19 protein-coding genes are annotated in these 19922 nt (G+C 69.6%); 4 read left to right on the top strand and 15 right to left on the bottom strand.

All coding sequences use genetic code 11. The features are described from left to right. Nucleotides 1-51 precede the first annotated feature (51 nt). Complete coding sequence (locus tag LXT12_RS07455) at nt 52-3078, bottom strand: hypothetical protein (RefSeq protein WP_233390848.1); 3027 nt, start codon at nt 3076-3078, stop codon at nt 52-54. Between the two features lie 468 nt (nt 3079-3546). On the opposite strand from LXT12_RS07455, the gene LXT12_RS07450 reads away from it, so the two are divergent. The 3 genes from LXT12_RS07450 to LXT12_RS07440 all read left to right on the top strand — a co-directional run bounded on the left by LXT12_RS07450 (nt 3547) and on the right by LXT12_RS07440 (nt 6759). Next, complete coding sequence (locus LXT12_RS07450) at nt 3547-5130, top strand: ABC transporter substrate-binding protein (protein WP_233390847.1); 1584 nt, start codon at nt 3547-3549, stop codon at nt 5128-5130. Between the two features lie 121 nt (nt 5131-5251). Continuing rightward, a complete protein-coding gene (locus LXT12_RS07445; protein WP_233390846.1) occupies nt 5252-6151 on the top strand; it encodes a LysR family transcriptional regulator in 900 nt (299 codons plus the stop codon). Continuing rightward, a complete protein-coding gene (locus tag LXT12_RS07440; RefSeq protein ID WP_233390845.1) occupies nt 6148-6759 on the top strand; it encodes a M15 family metallopeptidase in 612 nt (203 codons plus the stop codon). Before LXT12_RS07445 ends, LXT12_RS07440 begins: the two co-directional genes overlap by 4 nt. 7 nt (nt 6760-6766) lie before the next feature. Here the strand turns inward: LXT12_RS07440 and LXT12_RS07435 are convergent, their stop codons facing one another. Further along, entirely contained in the window at nt 6767-7747 is a 981-nt protein-coding gene (locus LXT12_RS07435; protein WP_233390844.1) for a helix-turn-helix transcriptional regulator, read from the bottom strand. 7 nt (nt 7748-7754) lie between these two features. Further along, the gene (locus tag LXT12_RS07430) at nt 7755-7988 is read right to left on the bottom strand and encodes a DUF1653 domain-containing protein (protein ID WP_233390843.1); all 234 of its coding nucleotides are present in this window, start codon (nt 7986-7988) and stop codon (nt 7755-7757) included. 127 nt (nt 7989-8115) lie between these two features. On the opposite strand from LXT12_RS07430, the gene LXT12_RS07425 reads away from it, so the two are divergent. Then, the gene (locus tag LXT12_RS07425; RefSeq protein WP_233390842.1) at nt 8116-9150 is read left to right on the top strand and encodes a S66 peptidase family protein; all 1035 of its coding nucleotides are present in this window, start codon (nt 8116-8118) and stop codon (nt 9148-9150) included. 25 nt (nt 9151-9175) lie between these two features. Here LXT12_RS07425 and LXT12_RS07420 read toward each other — a convergent pair whose 3' ends face one another. The 12 genes from LXT12_RS07420 to LXT12_RS07365 form a co-directional block, all read right to left on the bottom strand. Then, a complete protein-coding gene (locus LXT12_RS07420; protein ID WP_233390840.1) occupies nt 9176-9622 on the bottom strand; it encodes a hypothetical protein in 447 nt (148 codons plus the stop codon). Between the two features lie 46 nt (nt 9623-9668). Next, nucleotides 9669-10049: a type II secretion system protein gene (locus LXT12_RS07415; protein WP_233390839.1), complete on the bottom strand. Its 381-nt coding sequence runs from the start codon at nt 10047-10049 to the stop codon at nt 9669-9671. After that, nucleotides 10049-10516 (bottom strand): type II secretion system protein, encoded by a 468-nt coding sequence (locus LXT12_RS07410; RefSeq protein WP_233390837.1) that lies wholly within the window; start codon nt 10514-10516, stop codon nt 10049-10051. The genes LXT12_RS07415 and LXT12_RS07410 overlap by 1 nt, the downstream gene beginning before the upstream one ends. Nucleotides 10517-10524: 8 nt before the next feature. Beyond that, nucleotides 10525-12759: a secretin N-terminal domain-containing protein gene (locus LXT12_RS07405; protein ID WP_233390835.1), complete on the bottom strand. Its 2235-nt coding sequence runs from the start codon at nt 12757-12759 to the stop codon at nt 10525-10527. Continuing rightward, entirely contained in the window at nt 12756-13310 is a 555-nt protein-coding gene (locus tag LXT12_RS07400) for a hypothetical protein (protein WP_233390834.1), read from the bottom strand. The genes LXT12_RS07405 and LXT12_RS07400 overlap by 4 nt, the downstream gene beginning before the upstream one ends. Further along, nucleotides 13307-13825 (bottom strand): hypothetical protein, encoded by a 519-nt coding sequence (locus tag LXT12_RS07395; protein ID WP_233390833.1) that lies wholly within the window; start codon nt 13823-13825, stop codon nt 13307-13309. Before LXT12_RS07395 ends, LXT12_RS07400 begins: the two co-directional genes overlap by 4 nt. Then, the gene (locus tag LXT12_RS07390; protein WP_233390832.1) at nt 13822-14937 is read right to left on the bottom strand and encodes a hypothetical protein; all 1116 of its coding nucleotides are present in this window, start codon (nt 14935-14937) and stop codon (nt 13822-13824) included. The genes LXT12_RS07395 and LXT12_RS07390 overlap by 4 nt, the downstream gene beginning before the upstream one ends. Further along, complete coding sequence (locus tag LXT12_RS07385) at nt 14930-16441, bottom strand: GspE/PulE family protein (RefSeq protein WP_233390831.1); 1512 nt, start codon at nt 16439-16441, stop codon at nt 14930-14932. Before LXT12_RS07385 ends, LXT12_RS07390 begins: the two co-directional genes overlap by 8 nt. Continuing rightward, nucleotides 16438-17631, bottom strand: a complete 1194-nt coding sequence (locus LXT12_RS07380; RefSeq protein ID WP_233390830.1) for a type II secretion system F family protein — start codon at nt 17629-17631, stop codon at nt 16438-16440. Before LXT12_RS07380 ends, LXT12_RS07385 begins: the two co-directional genes overlap by 4 nt. A gap of 9 nt (nt 17632-17640) precedes the next feature. Next, nucleotides 17641-18087, bottom strand: coding sequence for a type II secretion system major pseudopilin GspG (gspG, locus tag LXT12_RS07375; RefSeq protein ID WP_233390829.1), 447 nt, complete (start codon nt 18085-18087; stop codon nt 17641-17643). Between the two features lie 227 nt (nt 18088-18314). Continuing rightward, on the bottom strand, nt 18315-18746 hold the full coding sequence (locus LXT12_RS07370) for a hypothetical protein (RefSeq protein WP_233390828.1): 432 nt from the start codon (nt 18744-18746) through the stop codon (nt 18315-18317). Continuing rightward, nucleotides 18743-19922, bottom strand: a 1180-nt coding sequence (locus LXT12_RS07365) for an RHS repeat-associated core domain-containing protein (protein WP_233390827.1), incomplete at its 5' end; no start/stop codon positions are given. The genes LXT12_RS07365 and LXT12_RS07370, both read right to left, overlap by 4 nt.

The following is a 19922-nucleotide window of genomic DNA, read 5'->3' as shown; positions in this document are numbered from 1 at the left end:
CGGCATTTTCGCAGGGTCCCGGCATCCCTGCCGGAGACCCTGGCTTGCCCCTCAAGCGGTTCGGAGGAAGAAGAGGTTGCTGCTGCCGCGCGGCAACAGCACGAAGCCGCGCAGGGCCGGCACGTAGCGCAGCCGGTTCTGCAGGCCGCCGCTGCCCGTGGCCGGGATCTTGGCGCTGCCGGCGGCGTTGAGCAGGCTCATGTCCCACACGTTGCCGTCGTTGGGCTGGATCACGTAGACCCGGCCCGCCGCATCGCCCATGCCGGCGTAGAAGAGGAAGCGGTCGTTGTCGGCGTCGTAGTCCATGGCCGCGTACATGGGCTTTTCGTTCAACCACTGCGTCAGGGCGCCACTCGGGTTGAAGCTGACCGACACCTGCCGGCCGTCGGCCCACTGCACGCGGCTGGCCACCAGGCGCTGCGGGTCGAAGCTCTGGCCGTCGCCCCACTGCAGGCAGAAGAGCTGGCTGCGCCGCGAGTCGAAGGCCATGGGCCAGCGCGAGCTGTCGCCGCTCGACGCCGTGACGGCCTCGGCCCACTTGCGGTCGACGGGCGACCACTTGCGCAGCCAGGTGCTCACGATCTCGCCGGTGGCCCGGATCCGGGCGGCGCCGTAGCAGCCGCTGGGCATGTCGCCCCAGGTGCCGGCCGGGTCCCACTTGTTGGTGTCGAGGTTGAAGCCGTCCACCGTGGGGAAGGCCCAGGCCGAGCCGTAGGTGGCGTAGGCGCCGAAGAGCATCAGCCGGTTGAGCTGGGGCACGAAGTGCAGCGAGCTGTAGAGGTGGCGCGACGCGGGCAGGCCGTCGCTGTAGTAGGCGACGTTCTCCTGCACGGTCTTGCTGGGGGCCAGCCGCTGCTTCCAGCTCGGCGCGTCCGACGCCAGGCTCAGCGAGACGACGCGGTTGTCCGAGGAGTCGCCGTGGCCGCCGGCCGCGGCGATCAGCACCTCGCTGGTCAGCTCGTTGATGGCGATGCCGCTGTAGGCGTCCACCGCGGCGCCACCCGCGCCGGAGGTGCCGGCGATCTCGATCCACTCGCCCACGGGCTTGCCCGCCAGCCAGGCCGGCGTGATGCGGGCCGGCGCCACCGACCAGACCGGCGCGTTGTGGAAGGCGTCGCGCAGCGACGGGTAGTTGGTGGCTGAAATGACTCGCTGGTAGGCCGCCACGGCCCCGGGCGCGCCATGGCGCACCGCGTAGGCCAGGGCCGTGGTCAGGTTGGCCCAGGCGGCGCGGTCGCCGGGCATGATCTCGCCGGCCAGCGTGCCTTCGGTGTTGCCGAACCAGGCCGGCTTGGTGGCGAAGGTGGCGGCATACACGGCCGCGTCGTTGGCCAGCCAGGGGCCCTTGCCGCCGAGGAAGTCCGGCGAGCCGACCGGCGTGATGGTCATCGTGTACTGGGCGCCGTTGATGTACCAGAAGTCGGTGGCCGGGCCCAGGCGCATCACGGCGCTGCGCGCCTTCCAGCGGAAGAAGGCGTCATGCTTGGTCGCCGCGTCGCTGGACACCGGCAGGCCCAGGGCCAGCGAGAAGCCGAAGGCCGCCGTGACGAAGTCCTGCTGCCAGGGCGCCCCGAACTGCATGTTGTTCTCGTAGCCCTCGCCCGGCTGCACCCAGCCGAAGGGGTTGTTGGGCTGGGCCACGTAGGTGGCGTGGAAGTGCTCGATGTTGGCCTGCACGGAGTTGACGAACTCCTGCCGCAGCGCCGTGTCGGCGTCGGGCGTGACGGCCAGCGCCTGCACGAGGGTGCGCCACTGCCAGGCGCAGGCGCGCGTCTGCCAGCCGCCGAAGCAGGCCTGCACGAGGTTCTGCGCACCGCGGCGCATGATGTCGCTGTCGGTCTTGGTGAGGTAGTCCAGCGTCGCGGCGAACTGCACCTGCTCCATGAAGAAGAAGCGCCCGGTCAGCAGGTAGGCCATGTAGCCGACCGACGGGCTGTGCGCGCAGTCCCACCGGGGCGAGCCGGTGCCGCCCGGCTTGGGCGTGTACTGGTTGCGCGTGGAGGCGCCCACGTCGCTGACGCGGCTGTCGCTGTGCAGGACGAGGTTGGGGTACTGGGAGAAGCGCAGCGGGCGCTGCGTCTTCTCGTCGCGGTAGTACAGCGGATAGCGGCCGGCGGCATAACCGTTGACCACCACGGCGGCATAGGTCGACGGGCTTTCGCTGGTGAGGTAGAGGGCGTCGTGCTGCGGCAGCAGGCCGATGGGCTCCTGGTAGCCGGTGGCCGGCATGTAGTCGCCGTCGTAGCTGTAGTTGGCCTGGGCCAGCGGCGTGTAGCTCGTCACCAGGCGCTGCACCACGCCCGCGCTCGGGCTCACGCGGGCGCTGTAGGTGGGCACCTGCTCGGTCGCCTGCAGGTAGGCCAGGTCGTGGCGGGGCGTCACGGCCGGGGCGTCGCCCAGCCAGTGCGACAGCGTGGTGCCGCTGACCAGGGGCGTGCGGCAGTGGTGGGGCAGGTCGATGGTCGCGGAGAAGCGCTCGCTGCCGCCGAGCTTGAAGCTGTAGGTCGCCGCCTTGTTCGTCGGGCCGGCCACCTGCAGGTAGCCGTTCTCGATCCAGGGCAGCACCTCGACGGCGCCGGTGGAGAACAGGCGCACCTCCAGCCAGGCCACCAGGTGGGCGTCGCTGCCCACCGGCTTGCGGAAGATCCACGACGACATCACCGGGCCGCTGGCCCAGGTGGTGTGGGGCGTGTCCCAGTCGGTGGCGCCGAAGCTGGCGGTGCCCAGGCTGCCCGCGGCGACTTCGGCGGTGATGCCGGTCTTCTTGAGGTCGGCCAGGCTCAGGGCCGCGGCGGTGGCCTTGGGCGCGTCGATGCGGCTCAGGCGCACCGTCAGCAGGGTGTTGGCGGTGACGTCGGCCGTACCAGCCAATTGAGCGAACTTCAGCGACCCGTCGGGCCAGGTCGTGCGTGAAATGACCTGCATCTCGCCAGTGCCGGCGGCGACGCTGCTGCCCGCGGGCACGTCGCCGCGCCGAAAGGCGAAGCCCAGGCAGTAGGGTGCCTTGGCCTGGCTCTTGGCGGCCTGCAGGCTGAACTGCATGGCTCCGGCGAAGAGGCCGAGGGTGGCGGCAGCCACGGGGATGGGGGTGGGCGCCGGGGCGGGCGGCGGCGGGGGAGGCGGCGCCGGCACCGGCGGAGGCGGGGGCGGTGTGGGCACCGGCGGCTTGGGGGCCGCGGTCGCGTCCGCGCCCGGAGTGGCGGCGTCCGCGGACGCCAGGACGGCGTCGCTGCCTCCCCCGCAACCGACCAAGGGCAGGCCACCGCCCAACGCGGCTGAAATCTGGAGGAACTTGCGACGCTTCGGGTCGGTCATGACAAAACAATCCTTTGCAGCGCACGTTTGAAGCGCTGCGGTACACAGCAGGGATGGCCGGCATTCTGACCATTCCCCATCGGGCCACGTGGCCAAACGTTACGGGCATGCCGATTGCCGGGGTATAAGTTTGCGTTATGTCCACCCGCCCGGGCCGTGCTTGATCGGTCGCGGGCCGCTCCCAACAATGCCAACTCTTCCGCACTCCAGCGCGCCTGGATTTCGCCAGCCATGAAGCCTCATCTTGCCGCCCTGCTCGCCGCCCTGGCGCTGTTCCAGGCCCCCGCGGCCCATGCCCAGGGCAAGCCGCTGATCTACTGCGCCGATGCCAGCCCCGAGGGCTTCGACCCCGGCATGTGGGACGGCGCCAGCACCAACATCGTCAGCGCGCAGATGTTCGACGGGCTGCTGGGCTTCAAGCGGCCGACGACGGAGCTGGTGCCCAAGCTCGCCACCAGCTGGGAGATATCGCCGGACGCGAAGAGCTTCACCTTCAGGCTGCGCGAAGGCGTGAAGTTCCACAGCACGCCCTGGTTCAAGCCCACGCGCGACTTCAACGCCGACGACGTGCTGTTCACATTCCAGCGCTTCATCGACCCAAACCACCCCTTCAACAAGGCATTTCCCGCTAACTTCATATATCCGCAGAACCTGGGCCTGGCCAAGGCCATCGAGGGCATCGACCGCATCGACGACCGTACAGTTCGTTTCCGGCTGCGGCAGCCCAACGTGACTTTCGTCGCGAACTTCGCCTTCGCCTGGGCCGGCATCCAGTCCGCCGAATACGCCGCGCAGCTGCTCAAGGAGGGCAAGGCCTCGCAGATCAACGTACTGCCGGTGGGTACCGGCCCCTTCATGTTCAAGAGCTACGCCAAGGACGACGTGCTGCGCATGACGGCCAACCCGACCTACTGGGGCGGCAAGCAGCCCACGCCGGTGCTGGTGTTCAGCATCAGCCGCGAGCCCAACGTCCGCGTGCAGAAGCTGGCGGCCGGCGAATGCCACGTGTCCGCGGCGCTGCGCGACGTGGACGTCGGCGCCCTGGCCAACAACCCCAACGTCAGCATCGAGAAGATCCAGGCCCTCAACATCTCTTACCTGAGCTTCAACCTGAAGAAGCCGCCCACCGACAAGCGCGAGGTGCGCGAGGCGCTGGACATCGCCATCGACCGCGACGCCATCTTCAAGGCGCTCTTCCCCCGGGGCGACGCCATGCAGGCGGTGAGCGCCTTCCCGCCCTCGGTGCCGGGGTACAACAAGAAGCTCAAGAACGAGTTCGACCCCGCCAAGGCCAAGGCCCTGCTGGCCAAGGCCGGCTATCCCAACGGCTTCGAGATCGACCTCTGGGCCCTGCCCGTGCAGCGCCCCACCAACCCCAACGGGCAGCTGATGGCCCAGCTCATCCAGCAGGACTGGGCCAAGATCGGCGTCAAGGCCAACATCAAGACCTACGAGTGGGGCGAGTACCTCAAGCGCGCCAACAACGGCGAGCACAACGTCTACATGAGCGGCTGGAGCGGCGAGACGGGCGACGCCGACGACTTCCTCACGCCCAACCTGAGCTGCGCGGCCAACAAGAGCGGCGTGAAGTTCTGCAACGCCGAGTTCGAGAAGATCGTCGACGAGGCCCGCGCCACGCCCGACCAGAAAAAGCGCATCGCCCTCTACGAGAAGGCGCAGGAGATCTTCAAGCACGAGCGACCCTGGATCACCATGGCCCACTCCACCGTCTACATCCCCATCCGCAAGGACGTCGTCGGCTTCAAGATGGCGCCCAACGGTTCGGTCGACTTCGAGGGGGTCTACCGCAAGTGAGGCCCAACAAAACAGCCACAGAGGCACAGAGCCACAGAGAATCTGGCCTTCTTGCGCGACTACCAAGTTTCTCTGTGCCTCTGTGCCTCTGTGGCTGTGTTCCACAGCCGAGGAGCGAGCCGTGCGTCTGAGGCACATCGAAGTCTTCCACGCCATCATGCAGGCCGGCACCATCAGCGGCGCCGCCCAGCTGCTGCACATCTCCCAGCCTGCCGTCACCAAGGTGCTGCAGCACTGCGAGCTGCAGCTCGGCATGCCCCTGTTCGACCGCGTGCGCGGCAAGCTCTACCCGACGCCCGAGGCCCAGCGCCTCTTCGTCGAGATCGACAAGCTCAACCGCGACCTCGTCGGCATCCGCCGCCTGGCCGCCAACCTCAAGAGCGGCGAGAGCGAGCAGGTGCGCCTCGTGGCCACGCCGGCCCTGGCCATGGCCATCGTGCCGGCCGCCATGACGCCCTGGTGCAAGGCCTTCCCCAACGCCAGCTGTTCGCTGGCCACCCACCACACCCGGGAGATCGTCTCGGCCCTGCTGCTGGGCGAGGCCGACCTCGCCCTGTCCCTGCAGGACCCGCGCCACCCCGGCATCAAGGCCGAGGCCATCGCCGGCGGCGCCATGGTGGCCCTGTGCCCGCTGGGCAGCCCCGAGGCCAAGGGCGAAGGGCCGCTCGGCCTGGCCGACATCCGCACCGAGATCGTCGGGCTGCACAGCGACGACCCGCTGGCCGGCCTGCTGCACCATGCCGGCGAGGCCCTGGGCCAGCCGCTGGCCAGCCGCATCACCGTGCAGACCTACCAGCTCGCCCGCGCCCTCGTCGAAGCCGGCGTGGGCATGACGCTGGTGGACCCCTTCACCGCCGCCAGCGCCGACCTCGGCAAGGTCCGCATCCGGCCGCTGACGCCCACCGTGCCCGTGCAGCTCTACCTGCTCAGCGCCGCCAGCGCGCCGCTGGGCCAGGCCTCGCGCCGCCTCGTCAAGTTCATCACCGCCGCCGCCCACGAGCACCTCTCCCGACTGCCTTGAACTCCATCCGCATCGAAGACATTGCCACGCACCCGGAGTTCCGGCGCCTGGACGACCTCGGCCACGGCATCGCCGTGGACCTGCGCTACGCCACGGCCGACAACTTCGTCGGCCACCCGGTCTACCAGGGCATCGACTGCCGCTGGCTGCGCCGCGAGGCCGCCGCGGCCCTGGAGCATGCCGCCGCCTGGCTTCACGACCGCCGTCCCGGCTACCGCCTGCTCGTGCTCGACGCCCTGCGCCCGCAGCGCGTGCAGCAGCGCCTGTGGGACGAACTCCAGGGCACGCCGCTGACGATGTACCTCGCCCACCCGGAGCGCGGCTCCATCCACAGCTTCGGCATGGCGGTGGACCTCACGCTGCTCGACCCGGCCGGCCGCGAGGTCGACATGGGCAGCGGCTTCGACGAGATGACCCTCGCCTCCCACCCCGATCACGAGGCCGAGCACCTGGCCCAGGGCGGGCTCACGGCGGCCCACCTCGTCGAGCGCGGCTGGCTGCGCGCGGCCATGCGCGAGGCCGGCTTCCACGGCATCGCCACCGAGTGGTGGCACTTCGACTTCGGCGACCGCGTCGCCGTCCGGCGCGACCTGCCGCGCGTGCTCTGAAGTCCGCTCAGGCGCCGCCGCCGCGGTGGCGCCGGGTCAGCTCGCGCGCCCACTGCGCGACCCGCTCGCGCACCTCGGCGGGCTCCAGCACCTCGACCTCGGGCGCCAGCGACATCGCCAGCCGCGCCGCCTGGTCCACGCCCTCGATGGGCAGCTCCACCCTCGCCCAGGCGCGCGGCCCGGCCGGCTTCTCGGCCACCGCCGCGGCGACGGCCTCGGCGGCATAACGGCCTTTCTCGGCGAGGCGTCGGCGCCCCTCGGCCGTCAGGCGCAGCACCGCCCGTCCCGGCCGGAGCTCGCGCTCGAAGCGCTGCAGCGAGGCCTGCCACCAGGCGGCCAGCTCGAAGTCGCCGGGCCGCTCGAAGGTCTCGTCAGCGACCTGCAGGGCCTGGATGTTGGCCACCTTGAGCATCATCGTCCGCGCGCCGGCCCGCACCACGGCATACCAGCTGCCGCCCTTGAGCACGAGGCCGAGAGGCTCCGCCTGCCAGCGCCGTTCGCCCTTCCAGCTCAGGTAGTCCAGCCGCACGCGGCGGCACTCCAGCACGGCCTGGGCCAGGGCCGGCAACTGGGGCGCCGGCTCGCCGCCCTGGTACCAGTCCAGAGGGTCGACATGCAGCCGCGCCTGCAGCCGGCCCGCCAGGGCCGCCGAATCGCCCGGCAGCGCCGACTGCAGCTTGAGCTTGAGGCGCTGCGAGGCACTGCCCAGGCCCAGCTCGCTGGCCGCACCGGGCAGGCCCAGCAGCGGCAGGGCCTGGGCCTCGTCGCCGAGCAGGCCGTTCAGCCGCGTGGCGAAACCCTCGCGCAGCCGGAAGCCGCCCCCGCGCCCGCGCTCGGCATAGACCGGCACGCCGGCCGCCGACAGCTCGTCGATGTCGCGCAGGATGGTGCGCACCGACACCTCGAACTCCCGCGCCAGCGCCGGCGCCGTGATCTGCGGGCGCAGCTGCAGCAGGATGAGGATGGACAGCAGGCGGCTGGCACGCATGGCGCCGTCAGGGCAGGCGCTCGAAGCGCGGGCGCTCCACGCCGCCGGCCACCACCCGCTCGACGAACATGGCATACGGCCTGACCCACCAGCCGCTGTCGTTGTAGAGCGGGCGGTAGACCACCACGGCCTCCAGCGTCTCGCTGTGGCGGGCGACGGCGAGCACCTCGTACTCGCCGCCCTTGTAGTGGCGGTAGCGGCCGGGTTCGAGAGGGGGCAGCGGGGGCAGGTCGGCGGTCATGCGCGCATTGGACCTCAGCGCGGCCCCGAGAGGCCGACGGCATGGCTGCCCTCGCAATCGGCATCCCCTCGACGGCCGCCGGACGGCCACAATGCCGCGCGACCCCGCTCCAACGAGGACCCCAGCCATGCCCGCTTCCCGCCGCCAACTCCTGCACTTCAGCGCCGCCGCGGCCGGGCTGCTGGCCGCCCGGCCCGCGCTCGCCGCCGAAGGGCCGCTGCGAGCGCCGCGCCTGCGCCCCGGCGACACGCTCGGCCTGGTCAGCCCCGCCAACGCCACCTTCGAGCGGGAGCCGCTGAAGATCGCCATCGAATCGCTGCAGGCCCTGGGCTTCAAGGTCAAGCCGGGCGAGTTCGTCGCCGCGCGGCGCGGCCCCTTCGCCGGCACCGACACCGAACGCGCCTCCGACATCAACGCCATGTTCGCTGACGACTCGGTCGCGGGCATCCTGGCGATGACGGGCGGCTCGGGCTGCAACCGCATCGTCGACAAGCTGGACTACGGCCTCATCCGCCGCCGGCCCAAGTTCTTCGGCGGCTTCAGCGACCTCACCAGCCTGGTCAACGCCATCCAGCGCCAGACCGGCCTCGTCAGCTTCCACTGCCCGGTGGCCGGCTCCGAATGGAACGACTACTCGGTGCAGAACTTCAAGGCCGTGGCCATGAACGCCGAGGCCGCCGTGCTGCGCAACCCGGTGGTCAAGCCGGCCGACGACCTCGTCGCCCGCGAGGAGCGCATCGCCACCATCCGCCCCGGCAAGGCCCAGGGCCGGCTCGTGGGCGGCAACCTGACGGTGCTGGCCTCGCTGGCCGGCACGCCCTACTTCCCCGACTGCCGCGGCGCCCTGCTCTTCCTCGAGGACATCAACGAATACATCTACCGCATCGACCGCTGCCTCTCGACGCTGCGCCTGGCCGGCGCGCTGTCGCAGGTGGCCGGCGTGGTGCTGGGCCGCTTCACCAAATGCGAGCCGGGCGACGGCTACGGCAGCCTGACGCTGGACGAGGTCTTCGACGACTACTTCCTGCCGCTGAACGTGCCCGTCTTCCGCGGCGCCGCCATCGGCCACATCAAGCGCAAGCTGACCGTGCCGGTGGGCGCCCCGGCCGAGATGGATGCCGAGGAAGGCACCATCCGGCTGCTGGCGCCGGCGGTGCTTTGACGGTTCAGAAGACGCGCGCGGGCATTCAAGTGTGAGGCGAGATGTCGGCAAGCGGCATGCCGAACATCGGGGCCAGAAATTTCCGGTCGCATGCCTTTTGCACGGGCGAAACGCCTGGCTGCGCTTGGCGAAGCAGCAGACTCGTCGATCTGCTGCGCACGCCATAAAAGCGCGACGCATCCCCCGGAGCCGGAATCAACTCCCAATCCGCCTCCCCCGTGAACGGATCCACATACCGCTTGCGCAGGTGGTGCCTGACGATCACGTCGCGCCGGTCCTCGAGCAGATCGTCCAGGCTGCGCGGCAACTCTCCCGGCCCGGACCGCCCCGCCCGCTGGTAACTCGCAATCGCCGCGGCGATCGCCCGTCCTCGGAACTCCAGTTCGCGCTCTTTCTCCCGCTGCGCCGCCGTGCTCCACGCCTGCCCAAGGCCGGCCAGAGCGGCGGCCGTCAGCGCGACGAGGAAAAGCACGACCAGGTAGCTGTACCCCCGCTGCGTCGCTGCGAATCCGGCCTTTTCACCAGTCCGCATACGACCGCCCATCCGCGCTCTGCCCAGGCGCGCCGCTGTGCACATCCCACAGCTGCCCCGCTGCCTGCATGTCCGACGGCGGCGGCAGTTCCACCCACGTCTGCCTGCTGCCGGTCAATGGGTCCTCCGGAATGCCGCGGATGTAGCGCGCGTCGGCCAACTCCTGCAGCGAGTCCGGATACCGCCCCTTGTCCGCGGCGTATTGGTCGATGGCGTCGCGCATCGTCGTGAGCGACTGCAGCAGCGCCGTCTCCTTGCTCTTTTGCAGCGACCGGAAATACCGCGGCGCCGCGATGGACGCCAGCAGCGCCACGATGGCCATCACCACCATCAGCTCGATCAGCGTGAAGCCGCGGGCCTTCTTCATCACCAGTCCTTGAGCCGGCTGCCGTCCAGCGCCTTGCGCTCGGAGCGAGAGAACACGTCGTACACGTCCCGGCCCGGTCGCGGATCGTCCGCAGGGCTGTCATAGGCTCGCACGCCCCAGGTCTCGGCCGCGGGCAGCTCCGCGGGTGCGAACGGATCCCGCGGCAGCCGGCGCAGGAAGTAGATGCGCCGCCCATTCGGCGACTTGGCGTCCGTCACGCCGTCGACCAACTGCTGCAGCGACTTCGGGTAACCGCTGTCCTCGGGGCTCAGCGCGATGGAGCCCGAATCCGCGGTGCGCTTGTAGGCATCCAGCGCGTCACGCAAGCTGCGCAGGGCCTGCCGCAATTCATGTTCCCGAGTGCGCTGCACCGACAGCTCCAGCAGCGGCCGGGCGGCCGAGGCGAGCACGGCCAGCATGGCCAGCACCACCAGCATCTCGATCAACGTGAAGCCGCGCTCGCGCATGGCAGACGCTAACGGGCAGCGCCCACGGTGAGCAAGCCGGTGCCCTCGAGCCGGACCGGCGAAGCCTGCCCGTTGGGCCCGCTGGCCGAGAGGCCGCTCACCTGGATGTTCAACGCCTGCCCGGTCGCGGCTGGCAAGGCACGCAGCACGACGACACGCTCCCCGCGCGGTGGCAGCACCAGCGGATAGCGCCCCGGCGCGGCGTTCGCCGACGGCTGCGCCGGCGCGAGGCGGGCCGGGTCGTACTCCAGCTCCGCCTTCATCTGCAGGCCGCTCTCATTCCTCAGGGCCACCGCGACGGTGCCGCCGGCGGGGACCTGGGGCGTGACGTCGAGCTTCAGGATGGCCTCCCCGGCCGCGGCATCGACCGGCACGGCCGGGCCCGCCGGGGCATCGGGTGCTGCCGCGGGCGGCGCCACCGGTGCGGGTAGCGACGGGATCACCGTGGCGGCGCCGCCAGCTGCACCGCTCAGCGCCACGCCGGCCTTGGCCTCGCGCCTGAGCAGGCTGCTGAAGGCCCCCGGGCTGGCGTCCGTACCGCTGGGCAGGCGCGTAAGCGAGGCGTCGGGGATGGCAAGGTTGCGCACGATGCGGGGTGTGATGAGCAGCACCACCTCGGTCTTGTTGCGGGTGTCCGTCGTCGTCCCGAAGAGGCGGCCCAGCACCGGGATGCGGGACAGGCCCGGGATGCCGGCGGCGGACTTGCGGTCCTCGTCGTTGATGAGGCCGGCGAGCACCTGGGTCTCGCCGTCGGCCAGGCGCAGCGTGGTGGCCGTCGTGCGGGTGCCGATCTCGTAGGCGGTCGTGCCGCCGGGGCCAACGGCCTGGCGGATGGTGTTGGACACCTCCAGGCCGATCTTGATGATGACGTCGTTATCGAGCTGGATGGTGGGCTCCACGTCCAGCTTCAGGCCGACGTCGAGGTAGCTCACCGATGCGGCGACGGACGTCGAGCCCGTGAAGTTGGTCGTCGTCGTGAAGACCGGCAGCTTCTGGCCGATGTGGACCTTGGCCTTGTCGTGGTTGCGCACGCGGATCTTGGGGTTGGCCAGCAGGTTGACGTTGCCGCTCGTGCCGCGCAGGGTCGCGACGATGGCCGGGTTGGCGATGCTGGCGCGCAGGTTGAACGGGTTGCGCCCGCCAATGAACACGCGCGAGGGAATCTGACCCGAGGCGTCGCTCACGCCCAGCTGCACCTCCTCGGGCCACTGCAGCCCGAGGGCATCGACCTGGTCGGTGGCCAGCTCCATCACCTCGACCTCGAGCATCACCTCCGGTTCCGGCAGGTCGACGGTGGCGATGAGCTTCTCGACGAGGCGCACCACCTCGGGCGTGTCGCGCACGATGAGCAGGTTCAGCCGCTCATCGATGTGGATGTCGCGCACCTTGGCGATGGTCTTGACCATGGCCTGCACCTGCTTGACGTCGGCGTTGGTCAGGTAGAGGGTGCGGGTGATGAGTTCCTGGTGCTCGCGCTGCTTGGCGCTGGTCGCCGGGAAGACGAGCACGGTGCTGTCGTTAAGCAGCTTGCGGTCGAGCTGCTGGGTGTTGAGGATGACGCGCAGGGCCTCGTCCAGCGTCACGCCGCGCAGAAAGACCGTCACGCGGGCGTCGGAGCGCACGTCCTTGTCGAACACGAAATTGATGCTGCTGCCGCGGGCCAGCGCCTCGAAGACCTGGCGCAGCGGCGCGTCGCGGAACTCGAGCGTCACCGGCTTCTGGAAGGCCGGCCCCAGCTCGCCCACGGCGGACTCCAGCGGCCGGGCCTGCGCCACCTGGCTGGCCAGCAGCCGGGCCCCCGGGTGCTGGGGAGACTCGGCCAGGATGTCGCTGGCAATGCCCTCGGCACGCTCCAGGCGCCCCTCCTTCAACGCCGCACGGCCAGCGGCGAGCTGGGTCTCCTGGCGGCGGCCCCGCTCGATCTCGGCGTTCAGCGCCTCCAGCCGCGGATGCTTGGCATCGGCCGCCGCGAGCTGGGTCAGCAGGGCCTTGGCCTCGTCCCAGCGGTGGGCGATGCGCAGGGCCTCGATCTGCATCAGCAGCCGCGCCGTCGCCTGCTCGCGGGCGCGCACCTGGGCCGCGCGCAGTTGCGGGTCGGTCGGGTCCTGGGCCAGGGCGTCGTCCAGCACGCGCAGCGCGGCGGGCCACTGGTTGCTGCGGCCGAGGTCTTCCGCCTGCCGCAACGCCGGGTTGGCACAGGCGGTGAGCAGCACGACGCTGAGGAGAACGAGGAACTGCTTCATGGGGCGGGCCGGAAGGCGATGTTCTGTGGGAGCTTGGCGGGCAGCCATGTGAGGTTGACGCCGCTGGCCGTGACCTGCTCGACGCGCCACTGGCCGTCGATGACGTCGCCGCGCTTGACGCTGAGCACCTGGCTCGGGCCGGTCAGCAGCGCCATCTCGACGGCCTTGGGGCCTTCGCCCTCGAAGAGGCGGCCGATCATCTGGTAGGGCATGGCAGGCGCCACGGGGGGCGGAGGTGGTGCCGGCGGCGCGGGGGCGGCTGGCGGCGGTGCGGGTGGAGGCGGCGGGGGAGGAGGCGGCTGCCAGGCCGCCAGTTGGGCGGGGTCGGCTTCGTCCCAGGGCTGGCGCCCCGGGGCGGTCGGGGCTGCCACGGAAGCGGCTGATGCCGCCGGCGTCGCGGACGCTGCTTCGGCGGTCGACCCGTGCGCGGGATGGCGCACGGGCATGGCCGTCGCCGTCTCTTCTTCGGGCCGCGTGGCCACCCAGGCCGTGGCCGCGAGGGTCGCCACGAGCGCGCTGCCGAGCACGAGCTGGCGCGGTTGCGGCTTCATGGCAGGGCCCTTCCATGCAAGGACCATTGCAGTTCGGCTTCGACCTGCGCGGCCATGGGCCCGGCGCGCCGCAGCTTGATCGCATCCAGGCTGAGGGCCGGGTCGTGCTCCAGCGCCGCGCCGATGAAGCGCCGCAACTGGGCATAGCTGCCGGTCAGCGGCATCGTGACCCGCAGCCGCTCCAGGCCTTCGCTGGTGGAGAGGCGGTGCTCGGTGCGCGAGCCGTTGAGGTCCATGCGGATGGCCAGTTCGAGCAGGTCGGCCAGGCGCTGCTGGCGGTCGCGGGCGCTGGGCAGGGCGGCCTGCCATTGCTGGGCGCTGACGGGCGCCGACGCGGCTGCCGCGGCGGGTCGCGCCTTGGCGCGCAGCGCCCTCGCCTCGGCCTGCAGCACGGCGGCCTGACGGTCCCAGCGGTCGGAGGCCGCGATGGCCAGCCCGGCCAGCACCAGGGCGAACAACCCGGCAAACCCAGGCCAGCCCAAGGCCCGGCGCAGCTTCAGGAGTGCCGACCTCATGAACCGCTCCCGGTCGGCACGCGGGCGCTGATCTCGAAGCGCTGTCCGGTCAATCCGCCCTCGGCCGCCGAGAAGCGCGACAGCACGACCTGCCGCCAGCCCGGCGTGCTGCCGAGTTGTTCGGCCAGCTGCAAGGCGAGCAGCTTGTCCGGCGTCAGGCCCTCCAGCCGCAGTTCGCCGCGGGTGCTGGCCTCCAGCCCCAGCCAGGCAATGGTCTTGGCGTCGGCGCCGGCCGTCTCCACACGAGACAGCAGCGGCTCCCAGGGCATGCCGAGCGAGGCTCGGGCCTCGGCGGCGGCCCGGTTCTCGGCCGGCTGTGCCGCGGCCCGGCGCGGCGGCGGCTTCGTGGCGGCCTGCAGCAGCGTCACACGGTCGCGCGCCGCCTGGGCCGCGTCGAGGGCGCGGTAGCTCTCGGCGGCACTCCAGGCGGCCGTCGCCAGCACGAGAGCGCCGGTGAGGGCGAGCGGCCAGGCGAGCGGCGAGCGGCCCGAGCGCGGCAGGAAGTCCGGTCGTGGGGTGGGCGGCCCCGGTTGGGGCGCCAGGTCGCTCGCGGGCGTGCCCACGGCCAGGGGCGGCTCCACGAGGTCATCCAGGGCATGGACGCGCCGCGACTGCAAGCCGCTCACGCGTCCCTGTTCGAGCCGCACGATGACCGCCACGTCCTCCTCGTGCCAGACGACGCAGCCGCTGCCGGCGCGGGTTGCCGCGGGCAGCGACGCCAGCCACACGGCCCATGCCGGGCGCACGGCCGCCACGCGCACGCTCGCTGCTGCCGCCTGCGCTCGCAGGGAGGCCAGGTCCATGCCGTGCAGCGCCGAGGCGCCGCACACGTCGCCCAGCAGCCAGGGCGCCACGGCGAAGCGCTGCGCGGCGGCGCCGAAGTAGTGGGCGAACTGCTGTTCGGCATAGGCCTGGACGGCATCCAGGTCGCGCAGCGGCAGCCCGGGCTCGGCCACCAGTTCATGCAAGGCCCGCGCGCTGACGACGAGTTCGACGGCCGTGCCGGGATGGTCCCGGCACCAGGCCTCCAGCTCGCTGCCGCCGGGGGTGACGAAGAGCCGCCGCGGACGGGCCAGCCGCGCCGCGATGCGCCGGCGCAGGCCTTCACTCATCGAGCGTGACACGGTCCAGTTCCTCGAAGGTGGTCTCGCCGCGGCAGACGGCGGCCAGCGCCATCTCGCGCAGGGGGCGCATGCCGCGGGCCTTGGCGGCGGCCTTGATCTCGGACATCGGCGCGCGGCCGGCGATCAGGTCGCGCAGGCCGTCGTCGAGCTTGAGCAGTTCGGCCACCGCGCGCCGGCCCTTGTAGCCGGTGCCGCGGCAATGGCCGCAGCCCTCGCCCCTCATGAACCGGCCATTGGTGACGCCGTGGCGGGCGGGCCGGGCCGGATCGGGCGCGAAGGGCTGGGCGCAGTGCACGCACGTCAGCCGCACCAGGCGCTGGGCGAGCACGGCGTTCAGCGCCGAGACGACGTTGTAGAGGTCCAGCCCCATGTGCATGAAACGGCCGATCACGTCGAACGCGTTGTTCGCATGCACGGTGCTGAAGACGAGGTGGCCGGTCAGCGCCGCCTGCACGGCGATCTGCGCGGTCTCGGCATCACGGATCTCGCCCACCATCACGCGGTCGGGGTCGTGGCGCAGGATGGAGCGCAAGCCGCGCGAGAAGGTCAGGCCCTTCTTCTCGTTGACGGGGATCTGCACGATGCCGGCGAGCTGGTACTCGACCGGGTCTTCGATGGTGATGATCTTGTCGGTGCCGGTGTGGATCTCGGCCAGCGTCGCGTAGAGGGTCGTCGTCTTGCCCGAGCCGGTCGGGCCGGTCACGAGCAGCATGCCGTGGGGCTGGCGCGCCTGGTGGCGGATGGCCGCACGCTCCTGCTCGTCGAAGCCGAGGGCGTCCAGCGTCAGCGCACCGGCGCGGGCGATGGCGGCACGGTCCAGGATGCGCACGACGGCGTCCTCGCCGAAGACGCTCGGCATGATGGACAGCCGAAAGTCGATGTCGCGGCCCTGCACGCGCAGCTTGAAGCGGCCGTCCTGCGGCAGCCGCCGCTCGCCGATGTCGAGCTCGGCCATCACCTTCAGGCGCGACACGAGCTGCTCGGCCACCTGCGGGCTCTCGACCTGGCGCACCAGGGCCATGACGCCGTCGACACGGAACCGGATCGCGGCGCCACGCGCCGTGCACTCGATGTGGATGTCGGAGGCGGTGTCCTGCAGCGCGTCGTAGATCGTCGCGTTGAGCAGGCGGACGACCGGGCTCGCCTGTTCGCTGAGCGCGAGCACCGACAGCTCTTCCGTCGGGTCCTCGACGGTGGCCAGCGCCTCCTCGACGTCGGACAGCGCACGGAAGTCCGCCTCGCCGGCGCCCAGAAAATGCGTCACCGCCTCGGTCGAGCAGCGCTGCCAGCCGACCGGGGCCTTGAGGCGCGACTCCACGCTCTGCAGCAGCATCGCGTCTTCGTCGCGCTCGGCCAGCAGCATACGGCGCTCGCCGGCGCCCACCGCCAGCACGGCGCGCCAGCGCTGGGCCTGGGCCTGGGGCCACTGCTCGAAGTCCAGCCGCCAGGGGCCGTGCTCGGCCGGCAGCCAATCCGCCAGCGAAGCCGTCATTGGACTTGCTCCACGAGCTGGAAGATCGGCAGGTACATCAGGACGATGATGCCGCCGATGAGCACGCCCATGATGAGCATCAATGCCGGGTTGACGAGGCGGGACAGCAGCTCGGTCAGCCGCGCGGCCTCTTCGTCGTGGAAGGCGGCGGCGCGCTCCAGCATGGCCGCCACCTCGCCGCTGCGCTCGCCCACACGCAGCATGCGGCGGGCCACGGGGGTGGCGAGGTGCTGGGCGTCGAATGCCGTGGACAGGCGCTCGCCGCGCTCGACCTGCTCGGCAGCCGCCCGCACCGCCGGCCGCCAGGGCAGCGCCACGACGTCCACGACGATGCGCAGCGCCGGCAGCGCCGGCACGCCGGAGGCGAGCAGCATGGCCAGCGACCGATACAGGCGCGCCAGCGCCAGCACGCGCAGGCGCGGGCCGAGGCCCGGCATGGTCCACACGGCGGATTGCAGGCGCGTTCGCACGGCCGGCTGCCGCAGCAGGGCGTAGAGCGCGAAGGCGGCACTGCCGATGCCGCCGAGCACCCAGCCGGGGTGGGCGCCGGCCGTCTGGCCGAAGTGGATGAGCACGAGCGACGCCCACGGCAGTTCGCCGTTCGTCGCTTCCAGGATGCCGGCGAAGCGCGGCAGCACATAAAGCAGCAGGAAGAGGATGACCGCCGAGCCGACCGCCAGCAGCATCAGCGGGTAGACCAGGGCCGCGACGAGCCGCGAGCGCAGGGTGTCCACCCAGGCGAGATAGCGGGCGTGCTGGGCCAGGGCCGTGGAGAGCTGGCCGGTCTTCTCGTTGGCCGCCACGATGGCGCAGACGAGTTCGTCGAAGGTCTGCGGCTGCTGGCGCAGCGCGGCGGACAGCGGCTGGCCTTGCTCCACGAGGTTGATCACCCCGTCCAGCGCCGCTCGAACGTTGGGTTGGGATTCCTTCTCGCGCAGGGTGTTGAGGGCGTCGAGCAGCGTGATGCCGGCATCGAGCAGGACGGCCAGCTCCTGGCTGAAGAGTTGCAGCGGGAAGCGGGCGTGGCGGCGCCAGGCACGGGCGGACGTGCGTGCATCGAGTTCGCGGGCTTCCAGCACGTGCTGGGGTGGCACACCGAGGGCGGCGGCGACGGCGGCCCGGTCGGGTGCCTCGACGCGCTCGGTGCTGACGACGCCCGCGCGCAGCACGCGGATCTCGAACTGCGGCACGAGTGGGACCTACCAGGACACGAGGTCGGCGTCTTCACCCTCGCCGCCGGGGCGGCCGTCGCGGCCGAAGCTCAGGAGGTCGTACTCGCCGTGCTCGCCCGGGGAGCGGTACTGGTAGTCGTGGCCCCAGGGGTCCTGGGGCACGGCCTTGGAGAGGTAGGGGCCGGCCCACTTGGCCTCATCCGCGGGCTTGATCACGAGGGCGGACAGCCCTTGTTCGGTACTCGGGTAGTGGCCGACGTCGAGGCGGTACTGGTCCAGGGACTTCTGCAGGGCGTCGATCTGGGCCTTGGTGGCCTTGACCTCGCTCTTGCCGATCTGGCCGAAGAACTTCGGTCCGACGTAGCCCGCCAGCAGGCCGATGATGACCATGACGACGAGGAGTTCGAGGAGGGTGAAGCCGGAATAGCGATGGTTCGAGCGCTGGCCTACTCGGCGGACTGACGGCTTGGGCACTTCCTTCCCTCCAATGCATTTCAGGCTTGAGATCGCCCCGTTAGCCACTTCCAGCCAAACTTGGTGACGACCGCGTGAGCTTGGGCATGTGCCATCGCTGGCTACGGCAAGCAACAAAGTCAGATTCGACATTAATCAATTCTAAACATCCGAAATTTCAGAAGCCTTCGGAGGCAGCGACCAATCCCGTTCACCATCAAAATCGTTTTGATGGCGTTGCGAGGCTCTCACATCAGAAACCGTACATCGGAAGACTTATCGGCATTAGAATTACTCATCCAAGATGAAGAAAATAAATATGATGCCACAAGAAATACAATCGACAACAGCCAAGCCTTGACGTTAATCTCAGCCCACACAAAAGAAGCGAATAAAACCGCCGCCACACCGTGCCTCATTTCATTGTGCACAACAAGAAATGCAAAATAACCAAAACCAATTGCCGCGGCCGGAAATATCGCAAAGACGACTCGATAGCGCCTAAAATAATAAACCAACAATGAGGCCGCGATCGCGGAGACTATTACATAAAGTTTTACACTTGCAGAAAAGCGATGAAATGATTTTTCAAAGTCGGCAAATGGATCAAACAGTACGTATACAACGAATCCAATAAGAAAAAGTAGCACGATCAGTTTTTGACCATGGCGAACATTCATTTGGCACCTCCATCTCTAGGTGTCTCGTTTTCTTTCTTTTCCTTTTCCTGCCGCTTTTTCTCTTCTTGGTCTCTCTTCTTTCTCTCCGCCTCTTGCTTTTGTAGCTGTCTTAATGCCCTTGCAAGACCGGCAGGCGTGAGTGAGCTCCCCAAGTTTGCAAAGGGACCAATGCCGCGTATGGCGGCTCCTACGCAGGTTGCGCACAATCCGGGCGCACATCCTCCTTGGTCATCGATTCTGTCCATGATTTCCTGCTCTTGTTCGGACGTTGTATCAAACGAGAACACCTCCACAGCTGGTCCATCGCTTTTTTGATATTTGACGTATGGATTTAAATCAGCGTCTTTACCCCCAAGCGCATCCCCCGAGCCTTTTGTCTGCTGCTTGTAGGAGCCACCGGGATCGTAAAGAACCTGAGATTTACCGCTTCCAACATGCAGGCCAGCGTGAGTGCCTATAATGCGTCCATTATTATTGACAATAATGGTCGAGACAGCGCCATTAGGATCGATATATTTATAAGGACTATTTTCAGCATAAAAATAACGTCCGAACAGCTTCCCCGTATTTGTATCCACCACCACGGGATCCACGCTGAGGAACCTCCCCGCAATCGGTTCGTAGTACCGCTGCTGCATGTACACGAGATCCGTCTCGGCGTCCTGGACGTGGCCCGTGAAGCCCACGACGCTGGTGCCGGCGCTGGGCTTGGTGCCGGCGGCCACGTAGCCGTAGGGCTCGAAGCGGCTGCGGTTGAGTAACGCGGCTGAGCCGTTGGTGTGCGCGACCGGGCTGCCCAGGGCGTCGGTGTGCACGTACTGCAGGCCCGCGGCGCTGTTGGTTTCGGCGATCTGCTTGCCGCCCAGGTAGATGTAGCCCGTGGTGCTGCTGGGCCGGGGGCCGCCGCTGCTCGTGGCCCACAGCAGTTGCCCGGCCTGGCTGTAGACCTGGATGCGCGTGGAGCCGTCGCTGCTGACGATCTTGATGCGCCGGCCCAGCCCGTCGTAGGCGTAGCTGCCGCCTTGTGAGGACCAGCTCAGTCGGTTGCCCAGGTCGAACCCGAAGCTCTGGGCGCCTTTGACGGTGAGGTTGCCGCGGGGGTCGAAGCCGTAGGTGGCGGTGCTGCCGTTGGTGGTGACGCTGGCGAGCTGGTTGTTGGTGCCGAAGTTCATCACC

Source organism: Pelomonas caseinilytica, from assembly GCF_021353235.1.
GTDB lineage: Bacteria > Pseudomonadota > Gammaproteobacteria > Burkholderiales > Burkholderiaceae_C > Pelomonas > Pelomonas caseinilytica.
The sequence above is the reverse complement of the archived record's forward strand: the minus strand, read 5'-3'. Positions and strand labels throughout refer to the sequence as shown.

Bases quoted from the DNA above. Each gene is read 5' to 3' on its own strand.
- LXT12_RS07430 (WP_233390843.1), bottom strand. From the start codon at position 7,988: ATGACCGCCGACCTGCCCCCGCTGCCCCCTCTCGAACCCGGCCGCTAC.
- LXT12_RS07410 (WP_233390837.1), bottom strand. From the start codon at position 10,516: ATGCGCGAGCGCGGCTTCACGTTGATCGAGATGCTGGTGGTGCTGGCC.
- LXT12_RS07370 (WP_233390828.1), bottom strand. From the start codon at position 18,746: ATGAATGTTCGCCATGGTCAAAAACTGATCGTGCTACTTTTTCTTATT.
- LXT12_RS07425 (WP_233390842.1), top strand. From the start codon at position 8,116: ATGCCCGCTTCCCGCCGCCAACTCCTGCACTTCAGCGCCGCCGCGGCC.
- LXT12_RS07435 (WP_233390844.1), bottom strand. From the start codon at position 7,747: ATGCGTGCCAGCCGCCTGCTGTCCATCCTCATCCTGCTGCAGCTGCGC.
- LXT12_RS07395 (WP_233390833.1), bottom strand. From the start codon at position 13,825: ATGAGGTCGGCACTCCTGAAGCTGCGCCGGGCCTTGGGCTGGCCTGGG.
- LXT12_RS07385 (WP_233390831.1), bottom strand. From the start codon at position 16,441: ATGACGGCTTCGCTGGCGGATTGGCTGCCGGCCGAGCACGGCCCCTGG.
- LXT12_RS07405 (WP_233390835.1), bottom strand. From the start codon at position 12,759: ATGAAGCAGTTCCTCGTTCTCCTCAGCGTCGTGCTGCTCACCGCCTGT.
- LXT12_RS07415 (WP_233390839.1), bottom strand. From the start codon at position 10,049: ATGAAGAAGGCCCGCGGCTTCACGCTGATCGAGCTGATGGTGGTGATG.
- LXT12_RS07400 (WP_233390834.1), bottom strand. From the start codon at position 13,310: ATGAAGCCGCAACCGCGCCAGCTCGTGCTCGGCAGCGCGCTCGTGGCG.
- LXT12_RS07390 (WP_233390832.1), bottom strand. From the start codon at position 14,937: ATGAGTGAAGGCCTGCGCCGGCGCATCGCGGCGCGGCTGGCCCGTCCG.
- LXT12_RS07450 (WP_233390847.1), top strand. From the start codon at position 3,547: ATGAAGCCTCATCTTGCCGCCCTGCTCGCCGCCCTGGCGCTGTTCCAG.